The sequence below is a fragment of the Immundisolibacter cernigliae genome (assembly GCF_001697225.1).
GTDB lineage: Bacteria > Pseudomonadota > Gammaproteobacteria > Immundisolibacterales > Immundisolibacteraceae > Immundisolibacter > Immundisolibacter cernigliae.
In genome coordinates this window covers 606497-628130 of record NZ_CP014671.1, presented here as the reverse complement: position 1 = coordinate 628130, position 21634 = coordinate 606497, and the positions used below count along the sequence as shown (strand labels likewise).

The 21634-nt window shown below is 70.7% G+C and carries 18 protein-coding genes; 16 read left to right on the top strand and 2 right to left on the bottom strand.

Annotated features, from left to right (window positions below; genetic code table 11):
• Nucleotides 1-9: 9 nt before the first annotated feature.
• From PG2T_RS02960 to hemF, 12 genes are all read left to right on the top strand, one after another.
• Entirely contained in the window at nucleotides 10-1419 is a 1410-nt protein-coding gene (locus PG2T_RS02960) for a Y-family DNA polymerase (RefSeq protein ID WP_068802757.1), read from the top strand.
• A complete protein-coding gene (locus PG2T_RS02955; RefSeq protein ID WP_068802756.1) occupies nucleotides 1416-4529 on the top strand; it encodes an error-prone DNA polymerase in 3114 nt (1037 codons plus the stop codon). Before PG2T_RS02960 ends, PG2T_RS02955 begins: the two co-directional genes overlap by 4 nt.
• 122 nt (nucleotides 4530-4651) lie before the next feature.
• Nucleotides 4652-5725 (top strand): efflux RND transporter periplasmic adaptor subunit, encoded by a 1074-nt coding sequence (locus PG2T_RS02950; protein ID WP_068807636.1) that lies wholly within the window; start codon nucleotides 4652-4654, stop codon nucleotides 5723-5725.
• A complete protein-coding gene (locus PG2T_RS02945; protein WP_068802755.1) occupies nucleotides 5722-8799 on the top strand; it encodes an efflux RND transporter permease subunit in 3078 nt (1025 codons plus the stop codon). Before PG2T_RS02950 ends, PG2T_RS02945 begins: the two co-directional genes overlap by 4 nt.
• Before the next feature lie 9 nt (nucleotides 8800-8808).
• A complete protein-coding gene (locus tag PG2T_RS02940) occupies nucleotides 8809-10173 on the top strand; it encodes an MFS transporter (RefSeq protein WP_068802754.1) in 1365 nt (454 codons plus the stop codon).
• A 61-nt stretch (nucleotides 10174-10234) separates the two neighbouring features.
• Nucleotides 10235-11101, top strand: coding sequence for a 50S ribosomal protein L11 methyltransferase (gene prmA, locus PG2T_RS02935; RefSeq protein WP_068807633.1), 867 nt, complete (start codon nucleotides 10235-10237; stop codon nucleotides 11099-11101).
• The gene (locus PG2T_RS02930; protein WP_068802753.1) at nucleotides 11098-11781 is read left to right on the top strand and encodes a zinc-ribbon and DUF3426 domain-containing protein; all 684 of its coding nucleotides are present in this window, start codon (nucleotides 11098-11100) and stop codon (nucleotides 11779-11781) included. The genes prmA and PG2T_RS02930 overlap by 4 nt, the downstream gene beginning before the upstream one ends.
• A 172-nt stretch (nucleotides 11782-11953) precedes the next feature.
• On the top strand, nucleotides 11954-12247 hold the full coding sequence (locus PG2T_RS02925; RefSeq protein WP_068802752.1) for a helix-turn-helix domain-containing protein: 294 nt from the start codon (nucleotides 11954-11956) through the stop codon (nucleotides 12245-12247).
• A gap of 66 nt (nucleotides 12248-12313) precedes the next feature.
• On the top strand, nucleotides 12314-13873 hold the full coding sequence (gene purH / locus PG2T_RS02920; protein ID WP_068802751.1) for a bifunctional phosphoribosylaminoimidazolecarboxamide formyltransferase/IMP cyclohydrolase: 1560 nt from the start codon (nucleotides 12314-12316) through the stop codon (nucleotides 13871-13873).
• A 66-nt stretch (nucleotides 13874-13939) separates the two neighbouring features.
• Nucleotides 13940-14953, top strand: a complete 1014-nt coding sequence (locus PG2T_RS02915) for a calcium/sodium antiporter (protein ID WP_418268531.1) — start codon at nucleotides 13940-13942, stop codon at nucleotides 14951-14953.
• Between the two features lie 24 nt (nucleotides 14954-14977).
• On the top strand, nucleotides 14978-16270 hold the full coding sequence (gene purD, locus PG2T_RS02910) for a phosphoribosylamine--glycine ligase (protein ID WP_068802749.1): 1293 nt from the start codon (nucleotides 14978-14980) through the stop codon (nucleotides 16268-16270).
• Between the two features lie 126 nt (nucleotides 16271-16396).
• Nucleotides 16397-17308 (top strand): oxygen-dependent coproporphyrinogen oxidase, encoded by a 912-nt coding sequence (gene hemF / locus PG2T_RS02905; protein WP_068802748.1) that lies wholly within the window; start codon nucleotides 16397-16399, stop codon nucleotides 17306-17308.
• Nucleotides 17309-17443: 135 nt separating this feature from the next.
• Here hemF and PG2T_RS02900 read toward each other — a convergent pair whose 3' ends face one another.
• Entirely contained in the window at nucleotides 17444-18727 is a 1284-nt protein-coding gene (locus PG2T_RS02900) for a murein hydrolase activator EnvC family protein (protein WP_145930973.1), read from the bottom strand.
• A gap of 99 nt (nucleotides 18728-18826) precedes the next feature.
• Here PG2T_RS02900 and PG2T_RS02895 point away from each other — a divergent pair, with 99 nt between their 5' ends.
• Genes PG2T_RS02895 through PG2T_RS02880 form a run of 4 tightly spaced genes read left to right on the top strand, consistent with a single transcriptional unit; the run spans nucleotide 18827 to nucleotide 21058 of the window.
• Nucleotides 18827-19234, top strand: coding sequence for a rhodanese-like domain-containing protein (locus PG2T_RS02895; protein WP_068802746.1), 408 nt, complete (start codon nucleotides 18827-18829; stop codon nucleotides 19232-19234).
• A gap of 37 nt (nucleotides 19235-19271) precedes the next feature.
• Nucleotides 19272-19523: a glutaredoxin 3 gene (gene grxC / locus PG2T_RS02890; protein WP_068802745.1), complete on the top strand. Its 252-nt coding sequence runs from the start codon at nucleotides 19272-19274 to the stop codon at nucleotides 19521-19523.
• 32 nt (nucleotides 19524-19555) lie between these two features.
• Entirely contained in the window at nucleotides 19556-20035 is a 480-nt protein-coding gene (secB, locus tag PG2T_RS02885) for a protein-export chaperone SecB (protein WP_068802744.1), read from the top strand.
• Between the two features lie 27 nt (nucleotides 20036-20062).
• Nucleotides 20063-21058, top strand: a complete 996-nt coding sequence (locus PG2T_RS02880; protein ID WP_068802743.1) for an NAD(P)H-dependent glycerol-3-phosphate dehydrogenase — start codon at nucleotides 20063-20065, stop codon at nucleotides 21056-21058.
• Nucleotides 21059-21162: 104 nt separating this feature from the next.
• On the opposite strand, the gene PG2T_RS02875 is transcribed toward PG2T_RS02880, so the two are convergent.
• The gene (locus PG2T_RS02875) at nucleotides 21163-21633 is read right to left on the bottom strand and encodes a tRNA (cytidine(34)-2'-O)-methyltransferase (RefSeq protein ID WP_068802742.1); all 471 of its coding nucleotides are present in this window, start codon (nucleotides 21631-21633) and stop codon (nucleotides 21163-21165) included.
• Between the last annotated feature and the right edge of the window lies 1 nt (nucleotide 21634).

Here is a 21634-nt window from a genome sequence, read left to right as displayed (position 1 = left end):
CCGGTCGCCATGCCGTGGATCTGCGCCCTGTTTCCCGACCTGCCGCTGGAGGCCCTGGGCCAGGTTCTGACGCTGGCGCCGGATCGCCCGGCGGCGGTCTGCGAACAGACCGGCCGCGGCCGCTGGCTGCACGGCCTGAACGCCGAGGCGGCGCGGCGCGGCTTGCACCCCGGCATGGCGCTGCCCGCCGCCGTGGCGCGGGTGCCGGAGTTGCTGGCCCTGAGCCGCCGGCCGGCGGCCGAGCGCGCGGCCCTGAACGGCCTGGCCTGCTGGCTGTACCGCTTCGGCACGCCGGTCACCGTGTGCCCGCAGCGGCAGGCGGTGTGGGTACAGGTTGGGCCGAGCGCGCACCTGTTTGGCGGCTGGAGCGGGCTGGTCGGCGCCTTGCTGGCGGACCTGCCGGCGTATCGGGTGCAGTTTGGCGTCGCCCCGACGCTCGGCTGCAGCCTGCTGCTGGCACGTGCCGATGGCGGTTTGCAGCAGCCGGTGCGCGAAACCGGCGACATCGCCGGCGCCATCGGCGGGCTGCCGCTGGGGCTGCTGCCGTTCGAGGATCCGGCGCTGCGTCTGCTGACCGGTGCCGGCCTGCGACGCATCGGCGAGGTGCTCGCGCTGCCGACCGATGCGCTCGGCCGGCGTCTGGGGGGCACGGCCATGCTGGCGCTGGAGCGGCTGCTGGGTCGTGCCCCGGAGGCCTGGGAGGCGTTCGTGCCGGCGGCGCGCTACCGCCGCCGCTTCGAGTTCGGCGACCCGGTCGCCAGCACTGAGGCGCTGCTGTTCCCGCTCAAGATGATGCTGGGCGAGTTCGCGGCCTACCTGCGCGCCCGCGACGGCGCCGTCCAGAATTTCGTGCTGCGCCTGCGGGGCAGCCGTCGGCGGGCGAGCGCGCAGCCGATCGGCCTGATGTCGCCCACGCGCGATCCGGCGCGCCTGCTGCGGGTGGTGCGCGAGCGGCTGGAGCGCATCACGCTGGCGCACGGCATTCTCGAACTGCGCCTCGAAGCGGACCGTTTCGAGCCGGCCGCGGCGCTCCAGGACGATCTTTTCGGCAGCAGCGCGCTGCTGGGCCAGCGCCTGCTGGAACTGCGCGAACGCCTGGCGGCGCGGCTGGGTAGCGACGCCGTGCGCCAGATCGCGGTCAGTCCGGACCGGCGCCCGGAGGCGGCCATGGCCGATGCCGGGCCGGCGGCGGTGCCCGGCTCGCATCACCCGCCGCGCCCGCCGTGGCTGCTGGCGCAGCCGCAGCGCCTGACGCCGGCGCGCCTGCTCGGCGCGCCCGAGCGCATCGAGCTGGGCTGGTGGGAGGGCGAGGCGGCGGCGCGCGATTACTTCATGGCGCAGGACCGGGCCGGGCGCCTGTGCTGGGTGTATCGGGACCTGCACGACGGCGCCTTTTACCTGCACGGCCTGTGGCAGTGAGCCCGGCAGCGCGTCAACCGCCCGGCTATGCCGAGCTGCACTGCCTGTCGAACTTCTCCTTCCAGCGCGGCGCCTCGCACCCGCGCGAGCTGGTGGCGCAGGCCCATGCGCTCGGCTACCGGGCGCTGGCCATTACCGACGAGTGCTCGCTGGCCGGCATCGTGCGCGCCTGGGAGGCGGCCAGGCCGCTGGGCCTGCCGCTGATCATCGGCAGCGAACTGCAACTCGAGGACGGCCCGCGGCTGGTGGTGCTGGCGCCCGACAACGCGGCCTACGCGCAGCTGTGCGGCCTGATCACCCGGGCGCGCCGGCGCAGCGCCAAGGGCCATTACCGCCTCGCGCTGGATGATCTGGATGCCGGCACTGACCGGCTGCTGGCGCTGTGGCTGCCGCAGTGGCCGGCGCAGGGCTTTGACGAAGCCCGCCTGCGCGGCGAGGCGAGCGCCCTGGCCGAGCGTTTCGGCGAGCGCCTGTGGCTGGCCTTCGAGCGCCTGCTGCATCCGCAGGATCGCGCGCGCCACGCGGCGCTGATCGCGCTTGGCAAACACCTCGGCCGACCGCTGGTGGCCAGCGGCGACGTGTACATGCACGTGCGCCAGCGCAAGGCCTTGCAGGACGTGCTGGCCTGCATCCGCGCCCACACGCACATCCGCGACCCGGCGGCGCCGCTGTTTGCCAACGGCGAGCGACATCTGCGCGAGATCGCCGCGCTGCAAAAGCTGTACCCGGCCGCGCTGCTGCGCGAGACGCTGGCCATCGCCGAACGCTGCACCTTTCGCCTGGACCAGCTGCGTTACCAGTACCCCGAGGAGGTGGTGCCGCCGGGCAGGACCGCCGCCGCGCACCTGCGCGCCCTGACCAAAGCCGGCATGCGACGCCGCTACCCAGACGGCTGCCCGCCGGCGGTGCGTGCGCTGGCCCAGAAGGAACTGGCCCTGATCAGCGAACTGGGCTACGAGCACTATTTTCTGACCGTCGAGGAGCTGGTCGCCTTCGCCCGCAGCCGCGGCATCCTGTGCCAGGGCCGCGGCTCGGCCGCCAATTCCGCCGTCTGCTACCTGCTGGGCGTCACCGAGGTCGATCCGGCGCGCATGAACCTGCTGTTCGAGCGCTTCATCTCGCGCGAGCGCAACGAGCCGCCGGACATCGACATCGACTTCGAGCACCAGCGGCGCGAGGAGGTCATCCAGCACATCTACGAAAAATACGGCCGCCAGCGCGCCGCCCTGACCTGCACCGTGCAGTGCTACCGCACGCGCGGCGCGCTGCGCGAGGTGGGCAAGGTGCTGGGCCTGTCGGTGCAGCAGGTGGATGCCATCAGCCGCTCCCTGGCTTGGTGGGACGACCCTGCCGCGCTGGTCGGGCAGCTGCAGAAACAGGGCTTCGCGCCGGACGGCCTGCTGGTGCGCCAGCTGCTGGCCCTGGCCGGCGAGCTGATCGGCATGCCGCGGCATCTGTCGCAGCACGTCGGCGGTTTCGTCATTTCCCAGCGGCCACTGTCCGAGCTGGTGCCGGTGGAAAACGCGGCCATGGCGCAGCGCACGGTGATCCAATGGGACAAGGACGACCTGGACGCGGTCGGCCTGCTCAAGGTGGACGTGCTGGCGCTGGGCATGCTGTCGGCGATCCGGCGCTGCCTGCAGATGGTCGGCGCCTGGCGGGGCCGGGAATTTCGCCTGCAGGACATTCCGGCCGAGGATCCGGCCACCTACGCCATGATTGGCCGCGGCGAGACCACCGGCGTGTTCCAGATCGAAAGCCGCGCCCAGATGTCGATGCTGCCGCGCCTGAAGCCGGCCACGTTCTGGGACCTGGTGATCGAGGTGGCCATCGTGCGCCCCGGGCCGATCCAGGGAAACATGGTGCATCCCTACCTGCGGCGCCGGCAGGGGCTGGAGCCCGTGCACTACCCGGGTCCGGAACTCGAAAAAGTGCTCGCGCCCACGCTGGGCGTGCCGCTGTTCCAGGAACAGGTGATGTCGATCGCCATCCTGGCCGCCGGCTTCTCGCCCGGCGAGGCCGACCAGGTGCGCCGCTCGATGGCCGCCTGGCAGCGCAAGGGCGGGCTCGAGCAGTTCCGCGACAAGCTGCTGCGGGGCATGGCCGCGCGCGGCTACGAGGCCGGATTTGCCGAGGCCATCTACCAGCAGATCCTGGGCTTTGGCAGCTACGGTTTCCCGATGAGTCATGCCGCGAGCTTCGCGCTGCTGACCTACGCCTCGTGCTGGCTCAAGTGCCACGAACCGGCGGCCTTCTGCGCCGCGCTGCTCAATTCGCAGCCGCTGGGCTTCTACGCGCCGGCACAGCTGATTCACGAAGCCCGCCGCGCCGGCGTGCGCTTTCGGGCCGTCGATGTCTGCCACAGCGACTGGGATTGCACGCTCGAGGCGGGCGCCGATGGCGCGCCCGAGGTCCGGCTGGGCCTGCGCCAGGTGCGCGGCCTGCCCGAGGGCGAGGGCAGACGCGTGCCGGCTGCGCGCGCCGCGGGGCCGTTTGCGAGCATGGAGGATCTGACAGCACGCGCGGGTCTTGGCCGGCGGGCACTCGACGCACTGGCCGAGGCGGGCGCCCTGGCGAGTCTGGCCGGCCACCGCCACGGCGCGCGCTGGCAGGCCGCCGGCACGCAGCGCGGGCAGGGTCTGCTGGTCGGCCAGGCGCTGGTGGAGTCGCCCGTGTCGCTGCCGGCGCCGCGCGAGGGGCAGGACATCGCCGCCGACTACCGCAGCCTGGGGCTGACCCTGGGCCGGCATCCGTTGTCGCTGCTGCGGCCGCGCCTGCAGCGCCTACGCGTGACGACTGCCGAAGGTCTTGCCGGCGTGCCGGACGGGAAGGTCGTGCAGGTTGCCGGCATCGTCACCCATCGCCAGCGGCCGGGCACGGCCTCGGGCGTGGTTTTCGTCACCCTGGAGGACGAAACCGGCACCGTGAACCTCATCGTCTGGCCCAAGGTGCTGCAGGCACAGCGCGAGGCCATCCTGGGTGCCTCGCTGATGCTGGTGCGCGGCCAGGTGCAGGCGGGGCAGGGCGTGATCCACGTCGTGGCTTACCGGATCGAGGACCAGTCGCGGCTGCTCGGCTCGCTGTCGGTCGAATCGCGCGATTTTCACTAGCGTGATGATCGCCCGCCGCAGCCGGGCTCCGGCAGCGTTTCCCCAGGTGCCGCTGCCGCAGCTTGACCGCGCGGTCAGCGTTGGGTGTAATGCCGCCGGACGCCGATCCAACGGAAAACAACATGCCCCACACCCTGCGTTTGCCGCGTCGCCTGCCGGTGGCCGGATGCCTGCTGCTGGCCCTGGCTGCCTGTACTCCGGCGGACAAACCGGCCGCGCCATCAGCTGCGACGGGCGCGCCGGCCGGCCCGCCGGTGCTGGTGGCCGGCGCCCGCACGCAGGCATTGACCGACCGCCTGCGGGCCGTGGGCACGCTGACCGCCAACGAGTCGGTGCTGATCCGCTCCGAGATTCCCGGCCGCGTGGAGCGCATCCATTTCGAGGAAGGTCAGCCGGTCAAGGCCGGTGAGCCGCTGATCACGCTCGATGGCGCCGAGTACCGGGCGCAGGTGGCGCAGACCGAGGCCACGGTGACGGTCAATAGCCTGAACTTCCAGCGCGCCGCCGATCTGGTCAAGACCAACATGCTGAGCCAGCAGGAATACGACCAGGCGCAGGCGCGGCTGGCCGAATCGCGGGCCCTGCTGCAGCGCCATCAGGTAATGCTGGCCAAGACCGTGCTGCGGGCGCCCTTCGACGGCGTGGCCGGGCTGCGGCTGGTCAGTCCCGGCGCCTATGTGCAGCCGGGGCAGGATCTGGTGAATCTGGAAAATCTGGATCCGCTGAAGGTGGAGTTCCGGGTGCCGGAGCGCCATGCCACGGCGATGACGGTCGGTCGGCCGTTGACGCTGCGGGTTGATGCCGTTTCGGGACGCGACTTCGCGGGCGAGATTTACGCCATCGACCCGCGCCTGGACGCCGCCACGCGCACCTTTGCGCTGCGCGGGCGGGTGCCCAACACCGACCGCCTGCTGCGGCCGGGCATGTTCGCGCAGGTGGAGCTCACGGTCGGCGAGCGGCCGCAGGCGGTGGTGATTCCGGAGCAGGCCATCGTGCCGCGCGGCGAGCAGCTGTTCGTGTTCAAGGTAGTGGACGGCAAGGTGGCGCTGACGCCGGTGCGCACGGGCCTGCGCGAGCCGGGCATCGTCGAGATCGTCGAGGGCCTGGCGGCCGGCGACACGGTGGTCACCGAGGGCCAGATGAAGCTGCGCGACGGCATGCCGGTGGCCGCCCGTGAGCAGGAGGCCAGGCCGTGAAACTGACCGACGTGTCGGTCGGCCGGCCGGTGCTGGCCACGGTGATGAGCCTGGTCATCCTGCTGTTGGGGGCGATCGCCTTCACGCGCCTGTCGGTGCGCGAGTACCCCATGATCGACACGCCGGTGGTGTCGGTACGCACCATCTACCGCGGCGCCAGCGCCGAGATCATCGAAAGCCAGGTCAGCCAGCCGATGGAGGACGAGCTGTCCGGCATCGAGGGCATCGACGTCATGAAGTCGGTGTCGCGCGAGGAAGTGTCGGAAATCACGATCAAGTTCCGCCTGACGCGCGATCCGGACGACGCCGCCGCCGACGTGCGCGATCGGGTCGCCCGCGCCCGCGACAAGCTGCCCGAGGACGTCAACGAGCCGGTCATCTCCAAGGTCGAGGCCGACGCCGACCCGATCATGTGGCTGGCCTTCTACAGCGATCGCCACTCGCCGCTGGAGGTGTCGGACTTCGCCGACCGGGTGGTGCGCGACCGCCTGCAGACCATTCCGGGCGTGGCGACGGTGCTGATCGGCGGCGAGCGGCGTTATTCCATGCGCGTGTGGCTGGATCGGGAGCGGCTGGCCGGGTATGGGCTCACGCCGCTGGACGTCGAAACCGCGCTGCGGCGCGAGAACATCGAGGTGCCGTCCGGGCGCATCGAGAGTACCGAGCGCGAGTTCACGGTGCTGTCTGAAACCGACCTGCGCACGCCGGCGCAGTTCGACGAAATGATCATCCGCGAGGTCAACGGCTACCCGGTGCGCCTGAAGGACGTCGGCCACGCGGCGCTGGGCGCCGAGGACGAACGTTCCGGCATTCGCGTGGACGGTTTGCCGGCGGTGGGCATGGGCGTGGTCAAGCAGTCCACGGCCAATCTGCTGGAGGTTGCCCGGGCCATCAAGCTCATGCTGCCGGAAATCCAGGCTGCCCTGCCGCCGGGCATGCAGTTCAAGATCGGTACCGATCGGTCCGACTTTGTCGAGGAATCGATTAACGCCGTTTACCGGACCCTGTTCGAGGCGCTGGCGCTGGTGGTGGTGGTGATCTTCGGTTTCCTGCGCTCGCCGCGGGCCACGCTGATCCCGTTCCTGTCGATTCCGGTCGCCATCATCGGCGCGTTCTTCTTTCTGTACGCGCTCGATTTCTCGATCAACATCCTGACCCTGCTGGCGCTGGTGCTGGCCATCGGCCTGGTGGTGGACGACGCCATCGTGGTGCTGGAGAACATCTACCGGCGCATCGAGGACGGCCTGTCGCCGCGCGAGGCGGCGCTGGTCGGCGGGCGCGAGATCGGCTTTGCCGTGCTGGCCATGACCATCACCCTGATCGCCGTATTCGTGCCGATGGCCTTTCAGACCGGCACCACCGGACGGCTGTTCCGGGAATTCGCGCTGGCGGTGGCCGGCGCCGTGGCGGTGTCGGGCTTCGTCGCCCTGACGCTGGTGCCGATGCTGTGCGGGCGCATCCTGAAGCCGGCTCACCACAGCCCGGCGTATCAGTTCACGGAACGTTTTTTCGTGGCGCTGAACCGCGGCTACGAGGCCACGCTGCGCCTTGCGTTGCGCGGCTGGGTGCTGGTGCTGGCGCTGGCCATCGGCGTGGGCGCGGCCGGCGCATGGATGTTCACGCAGCTCAAATCGGAACTGGCGCCGGTCGAGGATCGCTCCGACTTCGTGGTGCTCATGATCGGCCCGGAGGGCGCGACCTACGACTACATGTACCGCAACACACTGGAGGCCGAGAAAATCCTGAGCTCCGTCCCGGAGATGAAGACGCTGTTCATGGTGGTGTCGCCGGGCGTGCAGCGGCCGGCGCCAGTCAACGTCGGCGCGTCGTTCGCCACCATCAAGCCGTGGGGCGAGCGCACGCGCAGCCAGTTCGACATCACCGGCGAACTCGGACCGAAGCTCGGTGCCCTGCCGGGCGTGCTGGCGTTTCCCATCAACCGCGCCTCGCTGGGCATGGGCGGCTATCGCGAGATGCCGGTACAACTCGTGCTGCAGGCCGACACCTGGGAGCAGCTGCAGGCGGCGGTCGATACCCTGATGGCGCGGGCGAGCCAGAACCCGGCTCTGCTGAACCTGGACACGGACCTGAAGCTGAACAAGCCGCAGCTGAAGGTGGACGTGAATCGCGACAAGCTGGCCAACGTCGGCATCAGCGCGGTCGAGGTCGGGCGCACGCTCGAGACCCTGCTTGGCGGGCGCGAGGTGACGCGCTTCAAGCGCGCCGGCAAGCAGTACGAGGTGATCGTGAAGCTGGCCGACGACGCGCGCCGCCAGCCGACCGACCTGACCGACATCTATCTTCGGGCCGGCGACGGTTCGCTGGTGCAGGTGGACAACCTGGTCAGCCTGCGCGAGGCGGTGGCGCCGCGCGAGCTGAACCACTTCAACCGCCTGCGGGCGGCCAAGATCAGCGCCAACATCGCCCCCGGCCACGCCATGGGCGAGGTGCTGGACTGGCTGGCGGCCGAGGCCCAGCAGATCCTGCCGCCCGGCGGGCGCATCGACTACGACGGCATCTCGCGCGAGTTCAAGGAGGCCAGCCAGGCGCTGGCGCTGACCTTCGGCCTGGCGCTGGCGTTCATCTATCTGGTGCTGTCGGCGCAGTTCGAGAGCTTCCGCGACCCGCTGGTGATCCTGCTGTCGGTGCCGCTGGCCATTGCCGGCGCGGTGGCGGCCCTGTACTTCAGTGGCCTCACGCTGAACGTGTACAGCCAGATCGGCATGGTCATGCTGATCGGCCTGACGGCCAAGAACGGCATCCTGATCGTCGAGTTCACGCGCCAGCTGCGCGCCGGCGGCATGGCCGCCCGTGAGGCGCTGGTGCAGGCCTCGGTGCTGCGCCTGCGACCGATCCTGATGACCTCGGCCACCATGCTGCTGGCGGCCGTGCCGCTGGCCTTTGCCGGCGGCGCCGGCGCCGAGTCGCGCCACCCGATCGGCTGGGTCGTCATCGGCGGCCTGCTGGTCGGCACGCTGTTCAGTCTGTATGTGGTGCCGGTGGTCTATCTGCTGCTGTCGGGTCGCGAGGCGAAGCCGAGGGCAGCCTCGCAGCCGCTGCCACACCCGGCCTGAGGGTTGAGGGTGGCCTCGCCGGTTCCCCTGGCGCGACCGGGACTCGCGCTGGCGCTGATCCCGCTGGCCAGCTTTCTTGGGCCGTTCATCGCCACCGCCATCGTGGTGGCGCTGCCGCAGATTTCCGCCGCGCGCGGCTTCACGGCCGCCCAGGCCGGCTGGTACACGAGCGCCTACTTCGTGGCGGCGGCGGTGTTCATGATGCCGGTCGCGCGGGCCGGCGACCTGTATGGTCGCGGTCCGGTGCTGGCGCTGGGCGCGGCCATCATCGCCATTACCAGTCTGCTTGGTGCGTGGATCAGCGATCCGTATGCGCAGATCGGGCTGCGTCTGCTGCAGGGCGTGGGCTCGGCTGGCGTGTTTGGCACCGGTCCGGCGCTGCTGGCGCAGCTGGTGGCGCCCGAGCGGCGCGGCCGGGCGCTGGGCCTGAACATCACCGTGACCTATGTCGGCCTGACCGCCGGGCCGGCCCTGGGCGGCCTGCTCACGCAGGCCTTCGGCTGGCAGTCGGTGTTTTATCTGACCGGTCTGATCGGCCTGGCGGTGGCGCTGGCCCTGTGGCGGTTGCTGCCGCGCGCGGCGGCGACCGCGGCCGGCGAGCGTTTCGACCTTGCCGGCGCGGTGTTGCTGGGCGGCGCGCTGGGCACGTTCTGGCTGGCCAGCGGCCGGCCGCAGCAGTCGGATGCCCCGCTGCTGCTGGGTCTGGCCGGACTGCTGCTGTGGGCCTTCATCGCCCACCAGCGGCGCACGCCGCAGCCGCTGATCGACCTGCGCCTGCTGGCGCCCGGGCAGGGCCTGCGCTATTCGGCCGGCGCGGCCCTGCTGCACTACAGCGGCGTGTTTGGTCTGAGCTATGTGCTCAGCCTGGTACTGCAGCACGGCCTTGGCAGCGGCGCGGCGCGCACCGGGCTGTTGCTGGCCATCCAGCCGGTACTGCAGACCGTGCTGGCGGCGCCGGCCGGGCGCCTGGCCGATCGCGTGCCGGCGCGGCGCCTGACCATGGCTGGTCTTGGCCTGACCTCGACCGGCCTGGCCCTGGTCACCGTCACCGGCCTTGCCGGCAGCTATGGTCTGCTGCCGGTGGCGCTGGCCTGCGTCGGCGTCGGCACGGCGCTGTTCGTGCCGCCCAACCAGCACGCGGCGCTGGCCGCGGTGCCGCCGGCGGCCTTCGGTCTGGCGGCCGGCCTCATGCAGACTTCGCGCTTGGTGGGGCAGATGCTCAGCATGGCGCTGGCGGCGCTGCTGCTCGGTGTGCTTGCGCCGCACAGCCGGGCCGATTACCAGCACGCGCTGGCGGTCGGTGGGCTGGTATTCCTGGCGCTGTGTCTGGGTGCCTTCGCGGCGACGGCCAGGCGCCCGGTCGGGGCGGCCTGATGTCCCGCGGCCGCTCGCGGAATGTGTCAGAAGCTTTCAGATGGACGCGCAGGACGGTGGCATGAGCTGGATCAGTATCGAGTGCCGCGCTGCGGCCGGGAGTCACGATGCGCTGTGCGGGCTCCTGGAGAGCGCCGGCGCGCTGGCGATCACCAGCCTGGATGCCGCGGATCGGCCGGTGCTCGAGCCGCTTCCCGGACAGACACCGCTGTGGCCCGAGGTGTGTCTGAGCGCGCTATTCGAGGGCGACTACGATCCGGCACCGCTGCTGGCCTTGCTCGCCAGCATGGGCGTGGCGGCTGTGAGCGGCGCGCGCGTGGCCGATCAGGACTGGGCGCGCAGCGGACAGGATGTGCGGCCGCGCCATTTCGGCGGGCGGCTGTGGGTATGTCCGACCGGCGCGGCGGCGCCGGTGCCGGACGCGCTGGTGCTGCGTCTGGATGCCGGGCTCGCCTTCGGTACCGGCGCGCATCCGACCACGGCGCTGTGTCTGCGCTGGCTGGCACGCAATCCCCCGGTGGGTGGCGAGGTGATCGACTGGGGCTGCGGTTCGGGCATTCTTGCGGTTGCCGCGGCGCTGCTGGGCGCACAGCGGGTGTGGGCGCTCGACATCGACCCACAGGCCCTGACCGCCACCACCGACAACGCCGCCCGCAACGCGGTGTCGGACCGCCTGCGGGTGATGCAGGCCGAGGAATTGCCGGCCGGTGTCGTGGCCGACCTGATCCTGGCCAACATCCTCGCGCCGGTGTTGGTGACGCTGGCACCGCATTTGCTTGATGCACTGCGGCCGGGAGGCGCTTTGCTACTATCCGGCGTCCTCGAATCCCAGCTGCCGGACGTGATGGCGGCGTTCGGATCGGCGCTGAATTTCGACCTGCCGATCATCGACCAGGGCTGGGCCTGCGTGAAAGGGAGCAAACAATGAGCCTGCAATCGGCGCTGCTGCGTTGCCCGGGCTGTGGCACGGTGTTTCGCGGCCCGGCCACCGTGCCGGCACACGGCCGCGTCCGCTGCGGCGTGTGCAGCGAGGTGTTTGCGGCGCAGGCGGACGTCGATCCGCTGCCCTCCGGCCGTGCTGGCCACGCGGCGGATATTCCACGCCCGGCCTATGTGTCTGCGGTCACGGCGTCGGCACCGGGCGGCGGCCTGGTGCGCGCCGGCCTGGTGGTGGTTCTGCTGGTGCTGCTGGCCGGGCAGATGCTGTGGTTCGGACGCAACCGTGTTGCCGAGCTGCCGTCCCTGCGGCCGCTGCTGGAGGCCGTCTGTCAGCGCTTTGGCTGCAGCCTGCCGCCGTTTCGCGACCTGCGGGCGATTCGTGTTGCCGAGGCGCGCGTGACCTCGCACCCGGACTATGCCGGGGCACTGCTGGCGGTGGTCAGGCTCGAAAACGGGGCGCCGCTGGCACAGCCCTGGCCGCGGCTGACACTGGCGCTGACCGGCCCCGCTGACGCGGTCGTTGCCGAGCGCCTGTTCGAGCCGGCCGAATATCTGCCGGCCGAGCGGCAGGGCAATCCTCAGTTCGCCACTGGCGCCACGGTCGAGGTGCGCCTGCCGCTGGCGGACCCGGGCACGGCGGCGGCCGGTTTCAGGTTCACCCTGCACTGAGTCTGGCCAAAAAAAATGCGCTCCCATCGACCGGTCGCTTGGGCTAACATTGCGCCCCGGTCGCGGCCAGTACGCCTCGCCGACCGGCTCCATTTCGAACGAACGGATCAGCGCCAGAACACGGCGGCGGGGTTTTGACCCTGAACGCCGGTGGCGCACAGGGAGTCAATGCATGAAGCCCGCCGATGTCAGCGTTCCTGCTGATCAGCATGTCACGCCGCCGTGGGACACCCAGTACCCGGCTCAACCCCTGGCGCAGTGCGTGGCGGCCACCGTGCGCCGCTACCTGGATGAGCTGGGCGACAGTGAGCCGACCAACCTGCACCAGTTGCTGCTGGAGCAGGTCGAAAAGCCCCTGCTGGCGGTGGTGATGGAAAAGGCGCGCGGCAACCGCTGCCGCGCCGCCGAGGTGCTCGGCATCAACCGCAACACGCTGCGCAAGAAACTCCAGCAATACGGCCTGTGAGGGCCGCCCCGCCCCGGGTCGGACTCGCCCGGGGCCTGACATCTGCACTATCCACAAGGTTCTGTCGTGACTCATATCGTGCGCCGCGCCCTGCTCAGCGTGTCGGACAAGGCCGGCGTGGTGGATCTCGCCCGCCGCCTTGCCGCTGCCGGTATCGAACTGGTGTCCACCGGCGGCACCTGCCGCGCCCTGCGCGAGGCGGGCCTTGCCGTGCGCGAGGTGGCCGAGCTGACCGGCTTTCCGGAAATCATGGACGGGCGGGTCAAGACCCTGCACCCGCTGATCCACGGCGGCCTGCTGGGTCGGCGCGGCGTCGACGACGCGGTGATGGCCGCCCACGGCATCGGCGCCTTTGATCTTCTGGTGCTGAACCTGTACCCGTTCGAGGCCACCGTGGCGCGGCCGGACTGCACGCTGGACGAGGCGGTCGAGCAGATCGACATCGGCGGCCCGGCCATGCTGCGCGCGGCGGCCAAGAATTTCCGCCACCTCGCGGTGCTGACCGACCCGGGCCAGTACGCGGCAGCGCTCGGGCAGATCGAGGCCAGCGGCGGGGTAGGGGATGCGGATCGTTTCGCGCTGGCCGTCGCCGCCTTCAACCACGTTGCCAACTACGACGCGGCGATCAGCGATTACCTGTCGGCGATCCGCCCGGACGGCACGCGGGCCGCATTTCCGGACCAGGCCAACGGCCGCCATGTGAAGGTGATGGACCTGCGCTACGGCGAGAATCCGCACCAGCAGGCCGCCTTCTACCGCGACCTGCGCCCGGCGCCCGGCACGCTGGCCACGTTCCGCCAGTTGCAGGGCAAGGAACTGTCCTACAACAACCTGGCCGACGCCGATGCCGCCTGGGAGGCGGTGCGCGGCTTCCAGGCGCCGGCCTGCGTCATCGTCAAGCACGCCAACCCCTGCGGCGTGGCGCTGGGCGCCGGGCCGGCAGAAGCCTACGAGCGTGCCTATGCGTGTGATTCGACCTCGGCTTTCGGCGGCATCATTGCCTTCAACCGGCCGCTCGACGCCGCGGCGGCCGAGGCCATCGTCGGCCGGCAGTTCGCCGAGGTCATCATCGCCCCGGCGGTGGGTGCCGATGCACTGGCGGTGACCGCCGGCAAGCCGAACATCCGCGTGCTGGAGATTCCGCCGGGCGACGGGCGCAACACGCACGAGGTCAAGCGCATCGGCTCCGGCCTGCTCATCCAGACCGCCGACACACACGTGCTGGCGCGGGGTGATCTGAAGGTCGTCACGCGTCGCGCGCCGACGCCGGCCGAGCTCGACGATCTCATGTTCGCCTGGGAAGTGGCCAGGTACGTGAAGTCGAACGCCATCGTCTATGCCGCCGGCCAGCGCACGCTGGGTGTCGGCGCCGGGCAGATGTCGCGTGTGGATTCCGCGCGCATCGCGGCCCTGAAAGCCGCCGAGGCGGGTTTCGAACTGGCCGGCGCGGTGATGGCCTCGGACGCGTTCTTCCCGTTCCGCGACGGTCTTGACGCTGCCGCCGAGCGCGGCATTGCCGCCGTCATCCAGCCGGGCGGCTCGATGCGCGACGCCGAAGTCATCGCCGCCGCCGACGCACACGGCATGGCGATGGTGTTCACCGGCGTGCGCCACTTCCGGCACTGAGGCGGCGTGCAGACGGCACTGCTGCTGATCGTCGGCCTGGTACTGCTGCTGGGCGGCGCCGAGCTGATGGTTCGCGGCGCGGCGCGGCTGGCGGTGGCCACCGGCCTGTCGCCGCTGGTGGTCGGCCTGACGGTGGTGGCGTTCGGTACCAGTGCGCCGGAGCTGGCCGTGAGCGTGGACGCGGCGCTGCGCGGGGCGCCGGCCATCGCGGTCGGCAACGTGGTCGGCAGCAACATCGCCAACGTGCTGCTGATTCTCGGGCTCAGTGCGCTGCTCGCGCCGCTGGTGGCGGCGCGCCAGCTGATCCGGCTCGACGTGCCGCTGATGCTGGCGGTATCGGTACTGATCATGCTGCTGGCGCTCGACGGGCGCATCGGCCGCGTCGAGGGCGGCGCGCTGGTGCTGATGGCTGTGGCCTACACGACCTTCGTGGTGCGTCTGGCGCGGCGTGAATCGGCCGCCGCCCGGGCCGCCGCGGCGCAGGCGCCGGAACCGCCCGTGCGCACCGTGTGGGGGCGCGACCTGGCGCTGGTGATCGTCGGCCTGGTGCTGCTGGTGCTGGGTGCCCGCGCGCTGGTGAGCGGCGCGGTTTCCATTGCCCTGAGCCTTGGCCTGAGCGAGCTGGTGGTCGGCCTGACGGTGGTGGCCGTGGGTACTTCGTTGCCGGAGATCGCCGCTTCCACCCTGGCCACGCTGCGCGGCCACGGCGAGATGGCGGTCGGCAACGTGGTCGGCAGCAACATCTTCAATCTGTTGGTGGTACTCGGCGCAAGCGCCGCGATTGCGGATGGCGGCATGCCGGTCAGCGCCGCGGCGCGCACCTTCGACCTGCCGGTGATGACGGCGGTGGCCTTCGCCTGCCTGCCGATCTTCTTTACCGGACACCGCATCGCCCGCTGGGAAGGTGGTCTGTTCCTGGGCTATTACGTCGCCTATACCGCGTATCTGCTGCTGGAAGGCACCGGGCACGGTGCCGCGCCGCTGCTGGGCCGGGTGATGATGGGCTTCGTGCTGCCGCTGACGGCCATCACGCTGGCGGTGGTGACGGCGCGCGTCTGGCGCGTCCAGCGCGGCGACTGAGCGTTATCTGAACGAGGACGATTCGTGAAAGTTCTGGTGATCGGTTCCGGCGGCCGCGAGCACGCCCTGGCCTGGAAACTGGCGCGCTCGCCGCGCGTCACGCGCGTTTACGTCGCGCCCGGAAACGCGGGGACGGGCACCGAAGCGGGGGTCCAGAACGTCGCCATCGCGGCCGAGGACGTAACGGGCCTGCTGGAGTTTGCGCAGCGCGAGGCGATCGATCTGACCGTGGTCGGCCCGGAAGCCCCGCTGGTGGCCGGCGTGGTGGACGCCTTCGCCGCCGCCGGCAGGCGCTGCTTCGGGCCGAGCCGGGCCGCCGCGCAGCTGGAGGGTTCCAAGGCTTACGCCAAGGAGTTCCTGCGCCGGCATGCCATCCCGACTGCCGCCTACGAGACCTTCGAGGATCTGGCCGCCGCGCTGGCGCACGTTCGCGCGCGCCCGCTGCCGATGGTGATCAAGGCCGACGGTCTGGCGGCCGGCAAGGGCGTGGTGATCGCCCACCGGCGCGAGCAGGCCGAGGCCGCCGTGGGCGCCATGCTGGGCGAGGGTGCATTCGGCAGCGCCGGAGCACGCGTGGTGGTCGAGGACTTCCTGGTCGGCGAGGAGGCCAGTTTCATCGTCATGGTCGACGGCGGCCACATCCTGCCGCTGGCCACCTCGCAGGACCACAAGGCGCGCGACGACGGCGATCTGGGCCCCAACACCGGCGGCATGGGCGCGTATTCGCCGGCGCCGGTGGTCACGCCGGACATCCACGCCCGCATCATGGCGCAGGTGATCGAGCCCACGGTTGCGGCCCTGACCGCCGACGGCACGCCCTACACCGGCTTTCTGTACGCCGGGCTCATGATCGACGTCAACGGCGCGCCGCGGGTGCTGGAGTTCAATTGCCGCCTGGGTGATCCGGAAACGCAGCCGATCATGGTGCGTCTGCGCTCGGACCTGGTGGACCTGATCGAGGCGGCGCTCGATGGCCGGCTGGACCAGGTCCAGGCCGACTGGGATCCGCGCCCGGCGCTGGGTGTGGTGCTGGCGGCGCAGGGCTATCCGGGCGAGTACGCCACCGGCACGCCCATTGCGGCCCTGCCCGTCGCCGAGCCGCCGGACAGCAAGGTGTTCCATGCCGGCACGGCCGTGCAGGACGGGCAGATCGTGACCGCCGGCGGGCGCGTGGTGTGCGTCACGGCGCTGGGCGACAGCGTGGCGCAGGCGCAGCGCCTGGCGTATTCGGTGGTGGCGCAGGTCGCCTGGCCCGGCGCGCTGTACCGGCGCGACATCGGCTACCGGGCCGTGGCGCGCGAACGGACACCCGGCTGACCGCAGCCATCGGAAAAATTGTAGGAGCCCGGCTTTGCCGGGCGATCATCGCGCAGCAAAGCTGCGCTCCTACCGGGTTTTGCCCGATGGTGGGCGCTAATACAAGGCCAATACAAGGGGTTTGCCATGAGTGGCGTCGACGTACCGGCGGTGGCCGCCTATCTGACGGATCTGCAGGACCGCATCTGCAGGACGCTGGAGGCCGAGGACGGCCATGGCCGGTTCCAGGAGGATCCCTGGCAGCACGCCGGTGGTGGTGGCGGGCGCACGCGGGTCATCGAAGCCGGCGCCGTGATCGAGCGCGGCGCGGTCAATTTCTCGCACGTGCATGGCACGGCGCTGCCGGGCACCGCCAGCGAGCGCCATCCGGACCTTGCCGGCTGCCGGTTCGAGGCGCTCGGCGTGTCGCTGGTGATCCACCCGCAAAACCCCTATGTGCCGACCTCGCACGCCAACGTGCGGCTGTTCGTCGCTTACCGGCCGGACGGCGCGCCGGTGTGGTGGTTCGGCGGCGGTTTCGATCTGACGCCCTACTACGGCTTCGACGAGGACTGCGTGTTCTGGCACCGCCAGGCGCAGGCCGCCTGCGCGCCATTCGGGGCCGATCTGTACCCGCGCCTGAAGCGCTGGTGCGACGAGTATTTCTGCAACCATCACCGCGGCGAGCAGCGCGGCATCGGCGGGATCTTCTTCGACGACTACGACGAGGGTGGCTTCGCGCAGGCCTTCGCCTTCCTGCGCAGTGTCGGTGAGCACTACATCGCCGCCTATCAGCCGCTGGTGGCGCGCCACAAGCACACCCCATACGGCGAGCGCGAGCGGGATTTCCAGCTGTTCCGGCGCGGGCGGTATGTGGAGTTCAACCTGTTGCACGACCGCGGCACGCGCTTTGGCATCCAGAGCGGCGGCCGGGCCGAGTCGATCCTGGTGTCGATGCCGGCGCTGGCCGCCTGGCGCTATCGCTGGCAGCCCGAGCCGGGCACGCCGGAGGCGGCCCTGACCGAAAAATACCTGCAGCCGCGCGACTGGCTGGGTTGAGCGCCTGCGGCGCTGTGTTCTCAATGTGGGAGGCCCGCCCCCGGGCCGAATGCCTGATTCGAAGATTCGCGGCGGGGCGCCGCACCACAAGGGCGTCGCTCCAACAGGAGCGTGCTCACGGCGTTTCGATGCGCCTTATCCGCCGCACCAGGCCGATGGGTTGACCGGCCGGCCGCGGTGGCGGATCTCGAAATAGACGCCGCTGGCGTTGCCGCGGTCGCCGACGCTGGCGATCGGCTCGCCGGCCGCGACCCGCTGGCCGGGGCGTTTCAGGATGGCGTCGTTGTAGCCGTACAGGCTCAGGTAACCCTCGCCGTGGTCGACGATCACCAGTAATCCGTAGCCGCCCAGCACGTCGGCGTAGACCACCTTGCCGGCGTGGATGCTGCGCACCGTACTGCCGGGACGGGCCGCGATGACCACGCCGTCCCAGCGCGTGCGTCCGCTCTCGCGGGTGGTGCCGAAACGGGCCTTCAGCTGGCCGCTGATCGGCCAGGGCAGGCGGCTGCGACGGGCCGAAAAGCGCTCACCGGGCAGGCTCGGCGTCGGGGTGGCGCTGACCGGCGGGCCGGCGCTGTCCGGTGATTTGCCGGCCGGTGGCAGGCGGGCCGAAGGCGCGCCTGCGGGTGCTTTCGGGGCTTTTTCGACGGCGGCCTGTGCTTGCTGTTCGCGCTCGCGCGCACGCGCCTCGCGCCGTGCGATGCCGGTGAGCAGATCCTTCAGTTCGCGCTGGTCCTGCTCGATGGCCCGCACGCGCTGCTCGCCACGGTTGACGTCGCTTTCGGCCCGCGCCAGCAGGCTCTTGCGCTCCTCGCGCAGCGCGGCGAGCTTTGTGCGCTGCTGCTGCAGATCGCCTTGCTGGTCGGCCAGTGCCGCAACGTCCGCGGCAATCTGCGCGTCCCGCTCCTGAAAGGCATCCAGCTGGCGGCGCAGGTCGCCCAGGCGCGCGGCCTGCGCGTCCGCGACGGCGCGCTGATACCGCAACTGGCGCGTCAGCGCGGCCGGGTCCTGCTGGTTCAGCAGCAGTTTCAGGCGATCGGCGTTGCCGCTGCGGGCGGCCAGGGCAAGGCTGCGCGCCAGCGCCTGGCGCTGCACGTCGAGGCGCGCCCGCGCCTGCGCCTGCTGGGCGCGCAGCTCATCCAGATTGCGCTGCAGGGCCGCGGAGCGGCGTTCGGTCTCGATCAGGCGGGTGTTGACCTGCGCCACCTGCCGGTCGGCCTCGGCCAGGCGGCTGCGCAGGCTGTCGCGCTCCACCAGGCGCTGGCGCAGGGTTCCGAGCACCTGGCCCAACTCGTCGCCGAGCCTTTCCAGGCGCGATTTGGCCTGCGCGGCGTCGTCGGCCGCTACCGGTGCCGTCCCGGCCAGCAGCGCCAGCACGCACAGGCCAATGGCCGAAAGGGGTTTGGAAAGCGGGGGCACGACGCCAGGGCGGGGCAGGGTGTTCGAGGCGGCGTGCATAGTAAACTCTCACCCGCGCTGGACCCAGCGCTCCCTTCGCTTTAGCTTCCGTGCAGGCCCATGGCTTTCGTCCTTGCCAATATCGAATTGTTCGCCGCCTTCGCCGTGGTGGCGGCCTTGCTGGGCCTGAGTTTCTCCCTCGAAGGCATGCTCGGTTACCAGCCCATCCTGCCGGGCGACGCGGTGCGGCTGATGAATGCCGGCGCCAGCGTGCTGGACCTGCGCCCGCCGGCCGAATTCGCCGCCGGACACGTGCGCGGCGCGGTCAATGTGGCGCCGACCGAGCTGGCCGAGTGGGCCGGCAAGCAGCGCAAGACCAAGCAGCGGGCGGTGCTGCTGATCGCGGCGCCGCGCCAGTCCGTGCTCGGCCCATCGCGCCTGCTGCGGGCGCAGGGCTTCGAGCCTGTTCATGTGCTCAAGGGCGGCATGCGCGGCTGGGCCGAGGCCCAGTTGCCGCTGGCCAAGTGAGCCGTCGTCGGTTCTGCCCCACACCGGAGCCTATTGCATGGTCACCATCTACACCGGCGCTCTGTGCGGTTACTGCGCCATGGCCAAACGCCTGCTCGACAGCAAGGGCGTGGCCTATCAGGAAATTCCGGTCGACATGGACGTGGCGCGCCGGGCCGAGATGGAACAGCGCAGCGGCCGGCGCACCGTGCCGCAGATATTCATCGGCACGCAACACATCGGCGGCTACGATGATCTGGCGGCCCTGGAACGTGCCGGCAAGCTGGACGCCCTGCTGGCCAGCGACTGATCGATCCTTCACTCACATCAGGAAACCTTTTCATGGCCGATGACACCGACGCCGCGCAGGCGCCGCAACCGCAGTTCAACATCCGTCGCATCTACCTGAAGGACATGTCCTTCGAGTCGCCCAAGGCGCCGCAGATTTTCGACGCCACCACGCAGCCGCAGATCGACCTGCAGCTGGGCGCCGGCGCCGCGCAGGTCGGCGAGAACCTGCACGAGGTGGTGGTGAACGTGACCGCCACCGTGCGCAGCGGCGAGGACACCGTGTTCCTGGTCGAGGTGCAGCAGGCCGGCCTGTTCCATATCGAGGGCGTGCCGGCCGAGCAGATGGGCTGGGTGCTGGGCGTGACCTGTCCCAATGTGCTGTTTCCCTATGCGCGGCAGGTGGTGTCAGACGCCACGGTGGCGGGCGGTTTTCCGCCGCTGCTGCTGGCACCGGTCAACTTCGAGGCGCTGTATCAGCAGCACCTGCAGCGCCAGCAGGCGGCGCCGGCCGACGGGCAGCTGACGCACTGAGCGCCGCCGCGCAGCGGAACGCGCGACGTGACTGACACCCTGGCGGTGTTGGGCGCCGGCTCCTGGGGCACGGCGCTGGCCATTGCGCTGGCCCGCCGCGGCCACACGGTGCGCCTGTGGACCCTGGCGCCGGGCGACGCGGCGAGCATGAACGCACTGCGCGTGAATGCGCAGTTCCTGCCCGACATCGTGCTGCCGCCGACGCTGACGGCGACCGCCGATCTTGCCGCGGCGCTGGCCGGTGCCTGTGGCGTGCTGGTGGTGGTGCCCAGCAGCGCCTTTCGCGAGGTGCTGGGCCGGCTGGGGCCCTTGCTGCCGGGGCGGGAGATTGCCTGGGCGACCAAGGGTTTCGAGGAAGACAGCGGCAAGCTGCTGCACCAGGTGGCGGCCGAGGAACTCGGGTCCGATGTCAGGTGCGTGGCGGTGTCCGGGCCGAGTTTCGCCGCCGAGGTGGCGCTCGGCTTGCCGACCGCTGTGACGGTAGCCTCGCCCGATGCACCGGCGGCGCAAGCCTGGGTGGCTCGGCTGCACGGCGGGTCACTGCGCGCCTACCGCAGTGACGACCTGATCGGCGTGCAGGTGGGCGGTGCGGTCAAGAACGTGCTGGCCATCGCGGCCGGCATCGCCGACGGGCTCGGCTTCGGCGCCAATGCCCGCGCCGCGCTGATCACCCGCGGCCTGGCCGAGGTGCAGCGTCTGGGCCTGGCGCTGGGCGCACAGCGCGACACGTTTCTGGGTCTGAGTGGCCTGGGCGATCTGCTGCTGACCTGTACCGACAATCAGTCGCGCAACCGTCGTGTCGGTCTGGCGCTGGCCAGCGGCAAAACGGTCCAGCAGGCGGTGGATTCGCTGGGTCAGGTAGCCGAAGGCGTGGTTACGGCGCGGGGCGTGCAGCGTCTGGCGGCCCGGCTGGGCGTCGAGATGCCGATCTGCAACGAGGTCTACCGGGTGCTTTATGAGCAGCATGACGTGCGTGAGGCCGTGCAGGAACTGTTGGCACGGGAGCCATCGGCCGAGTTGTAGGGAAACATGACGGGTTTTTGGCGGGAGCGCCTGTAGGCGCGCAGCTCCGCCGGCCGCAAGATGAACATTCGCGAGCCCGGCCGCGATTCGACCTCAACCTGGCCTCAGCCCGAACCCTCACCATCAAAGCCCTGCTGGCGCCAGGCCTCGAACACCGCCACCGCCACGGCATTGGAAAGATTCAGGCTGCGGTTGCCGGGCCGCATGGGCAGGCGCAGCACCTGCTCGGCCGGCAGGCGATGCAGCACTTCGGCCGGCAGGCCGCAGGTCTCGGAGCCGAACAGCAGCGCGTCGCCCGGTCGGTAGGCCACGTCGTTGTATACCCGCCGGCCGCGGGTGCTGAAGGCCCACAGGCGCGGCGCGGCAAGACTTTGCAGGCAAGTTGCCAGATCCGCGTGGCGCTGCACCGTGGCGTACTCGTGGTAGTCCAGCCCGGCCCGGCGCAGGCGCGCGTCGTCCGGCTCGAAGCCGAGCGGTTCGACCAGGTGCAGTGCGGCGCCGGTGTTGGCGCACAGCCTTATGATGTTGCCGGTGTTGGGCGGGATTTGCGGTGACAAGAGGATGACGTGGAACACG

Excerpts from the sequence above, each read along its gene's own strand:
- PG2T_RS02925 (WP_068802752.1), top strand. The coding sequence starts at position 11,954 with ATGAAGCCCGCCGATGTCAGCGTTCCTGCTGATCAGCATGTCACGCCG.
- prmA (WP_068807633.1), top strand. The coding sequence starts at position 10,235 with ATGAGCTGGATCAGTATCGAGTGCCGCGCTGCGGCCGGGAGTCACGAT.
- PG2T_RS02895 (WP_068802746.1), top strand. The coding sequence starts at position 18,827 with ATGGCTTTCGTCCTTGCCAATATCGAATTGTTCGCCGCCTTCGCCGTG.
- PG2T_RS02930 (WP_068802753.1), top strand. The coding sequence starts at position 11,098 with ATGAGCCTGCAATCGGCGCTGCTGCGTTGCCCGGGCTGTGGCACGGTG.
- hemF (WP_068802748.1), top strand. The coding sequence starts at position 16,397 with ATGAGTGGCGTCGACGTACCGGCGGTGGCCGCCTATCTGACGGATCTG.
- secB (WP_068802744.1), top strand. The coding sequence starts at position 19,556 with ATGGCCGATGACACCGACGCCGCGCAGGCGCCGCAACCGCAGTTCAAC.
- PG2T_RS02915 (WP_418268531.1), top strand. The coding sequence starts at position 13,940 with ATGGTTCGCGGCGCGGCGCGGCTGGCGGTGGCCACCGGCCTGTCGCCG.
- grxC (WP_068802745.1), top strand. The coding sequence starts at position 19,272 with ATGGTCACCATCTACACCGGCGCTCTGTGCGGTTACTGCGCCATGGCC.
- PG2T_RS02950 (WP_068807636.1), top strand. The coding sequence starts at position 4,652 with ATGCCCCACACCCTGCGTTTGCCGCGTCGCCTGCCGGTGGCCGGATGC.
- PG2T_RS02960 (WP_068802757.1), top strand. The coding sequence starts at position 10 with ATGCCGTGGATCTGCGCCCTGTTTCCCGACCTGCCGCTGGAGGCCCTG.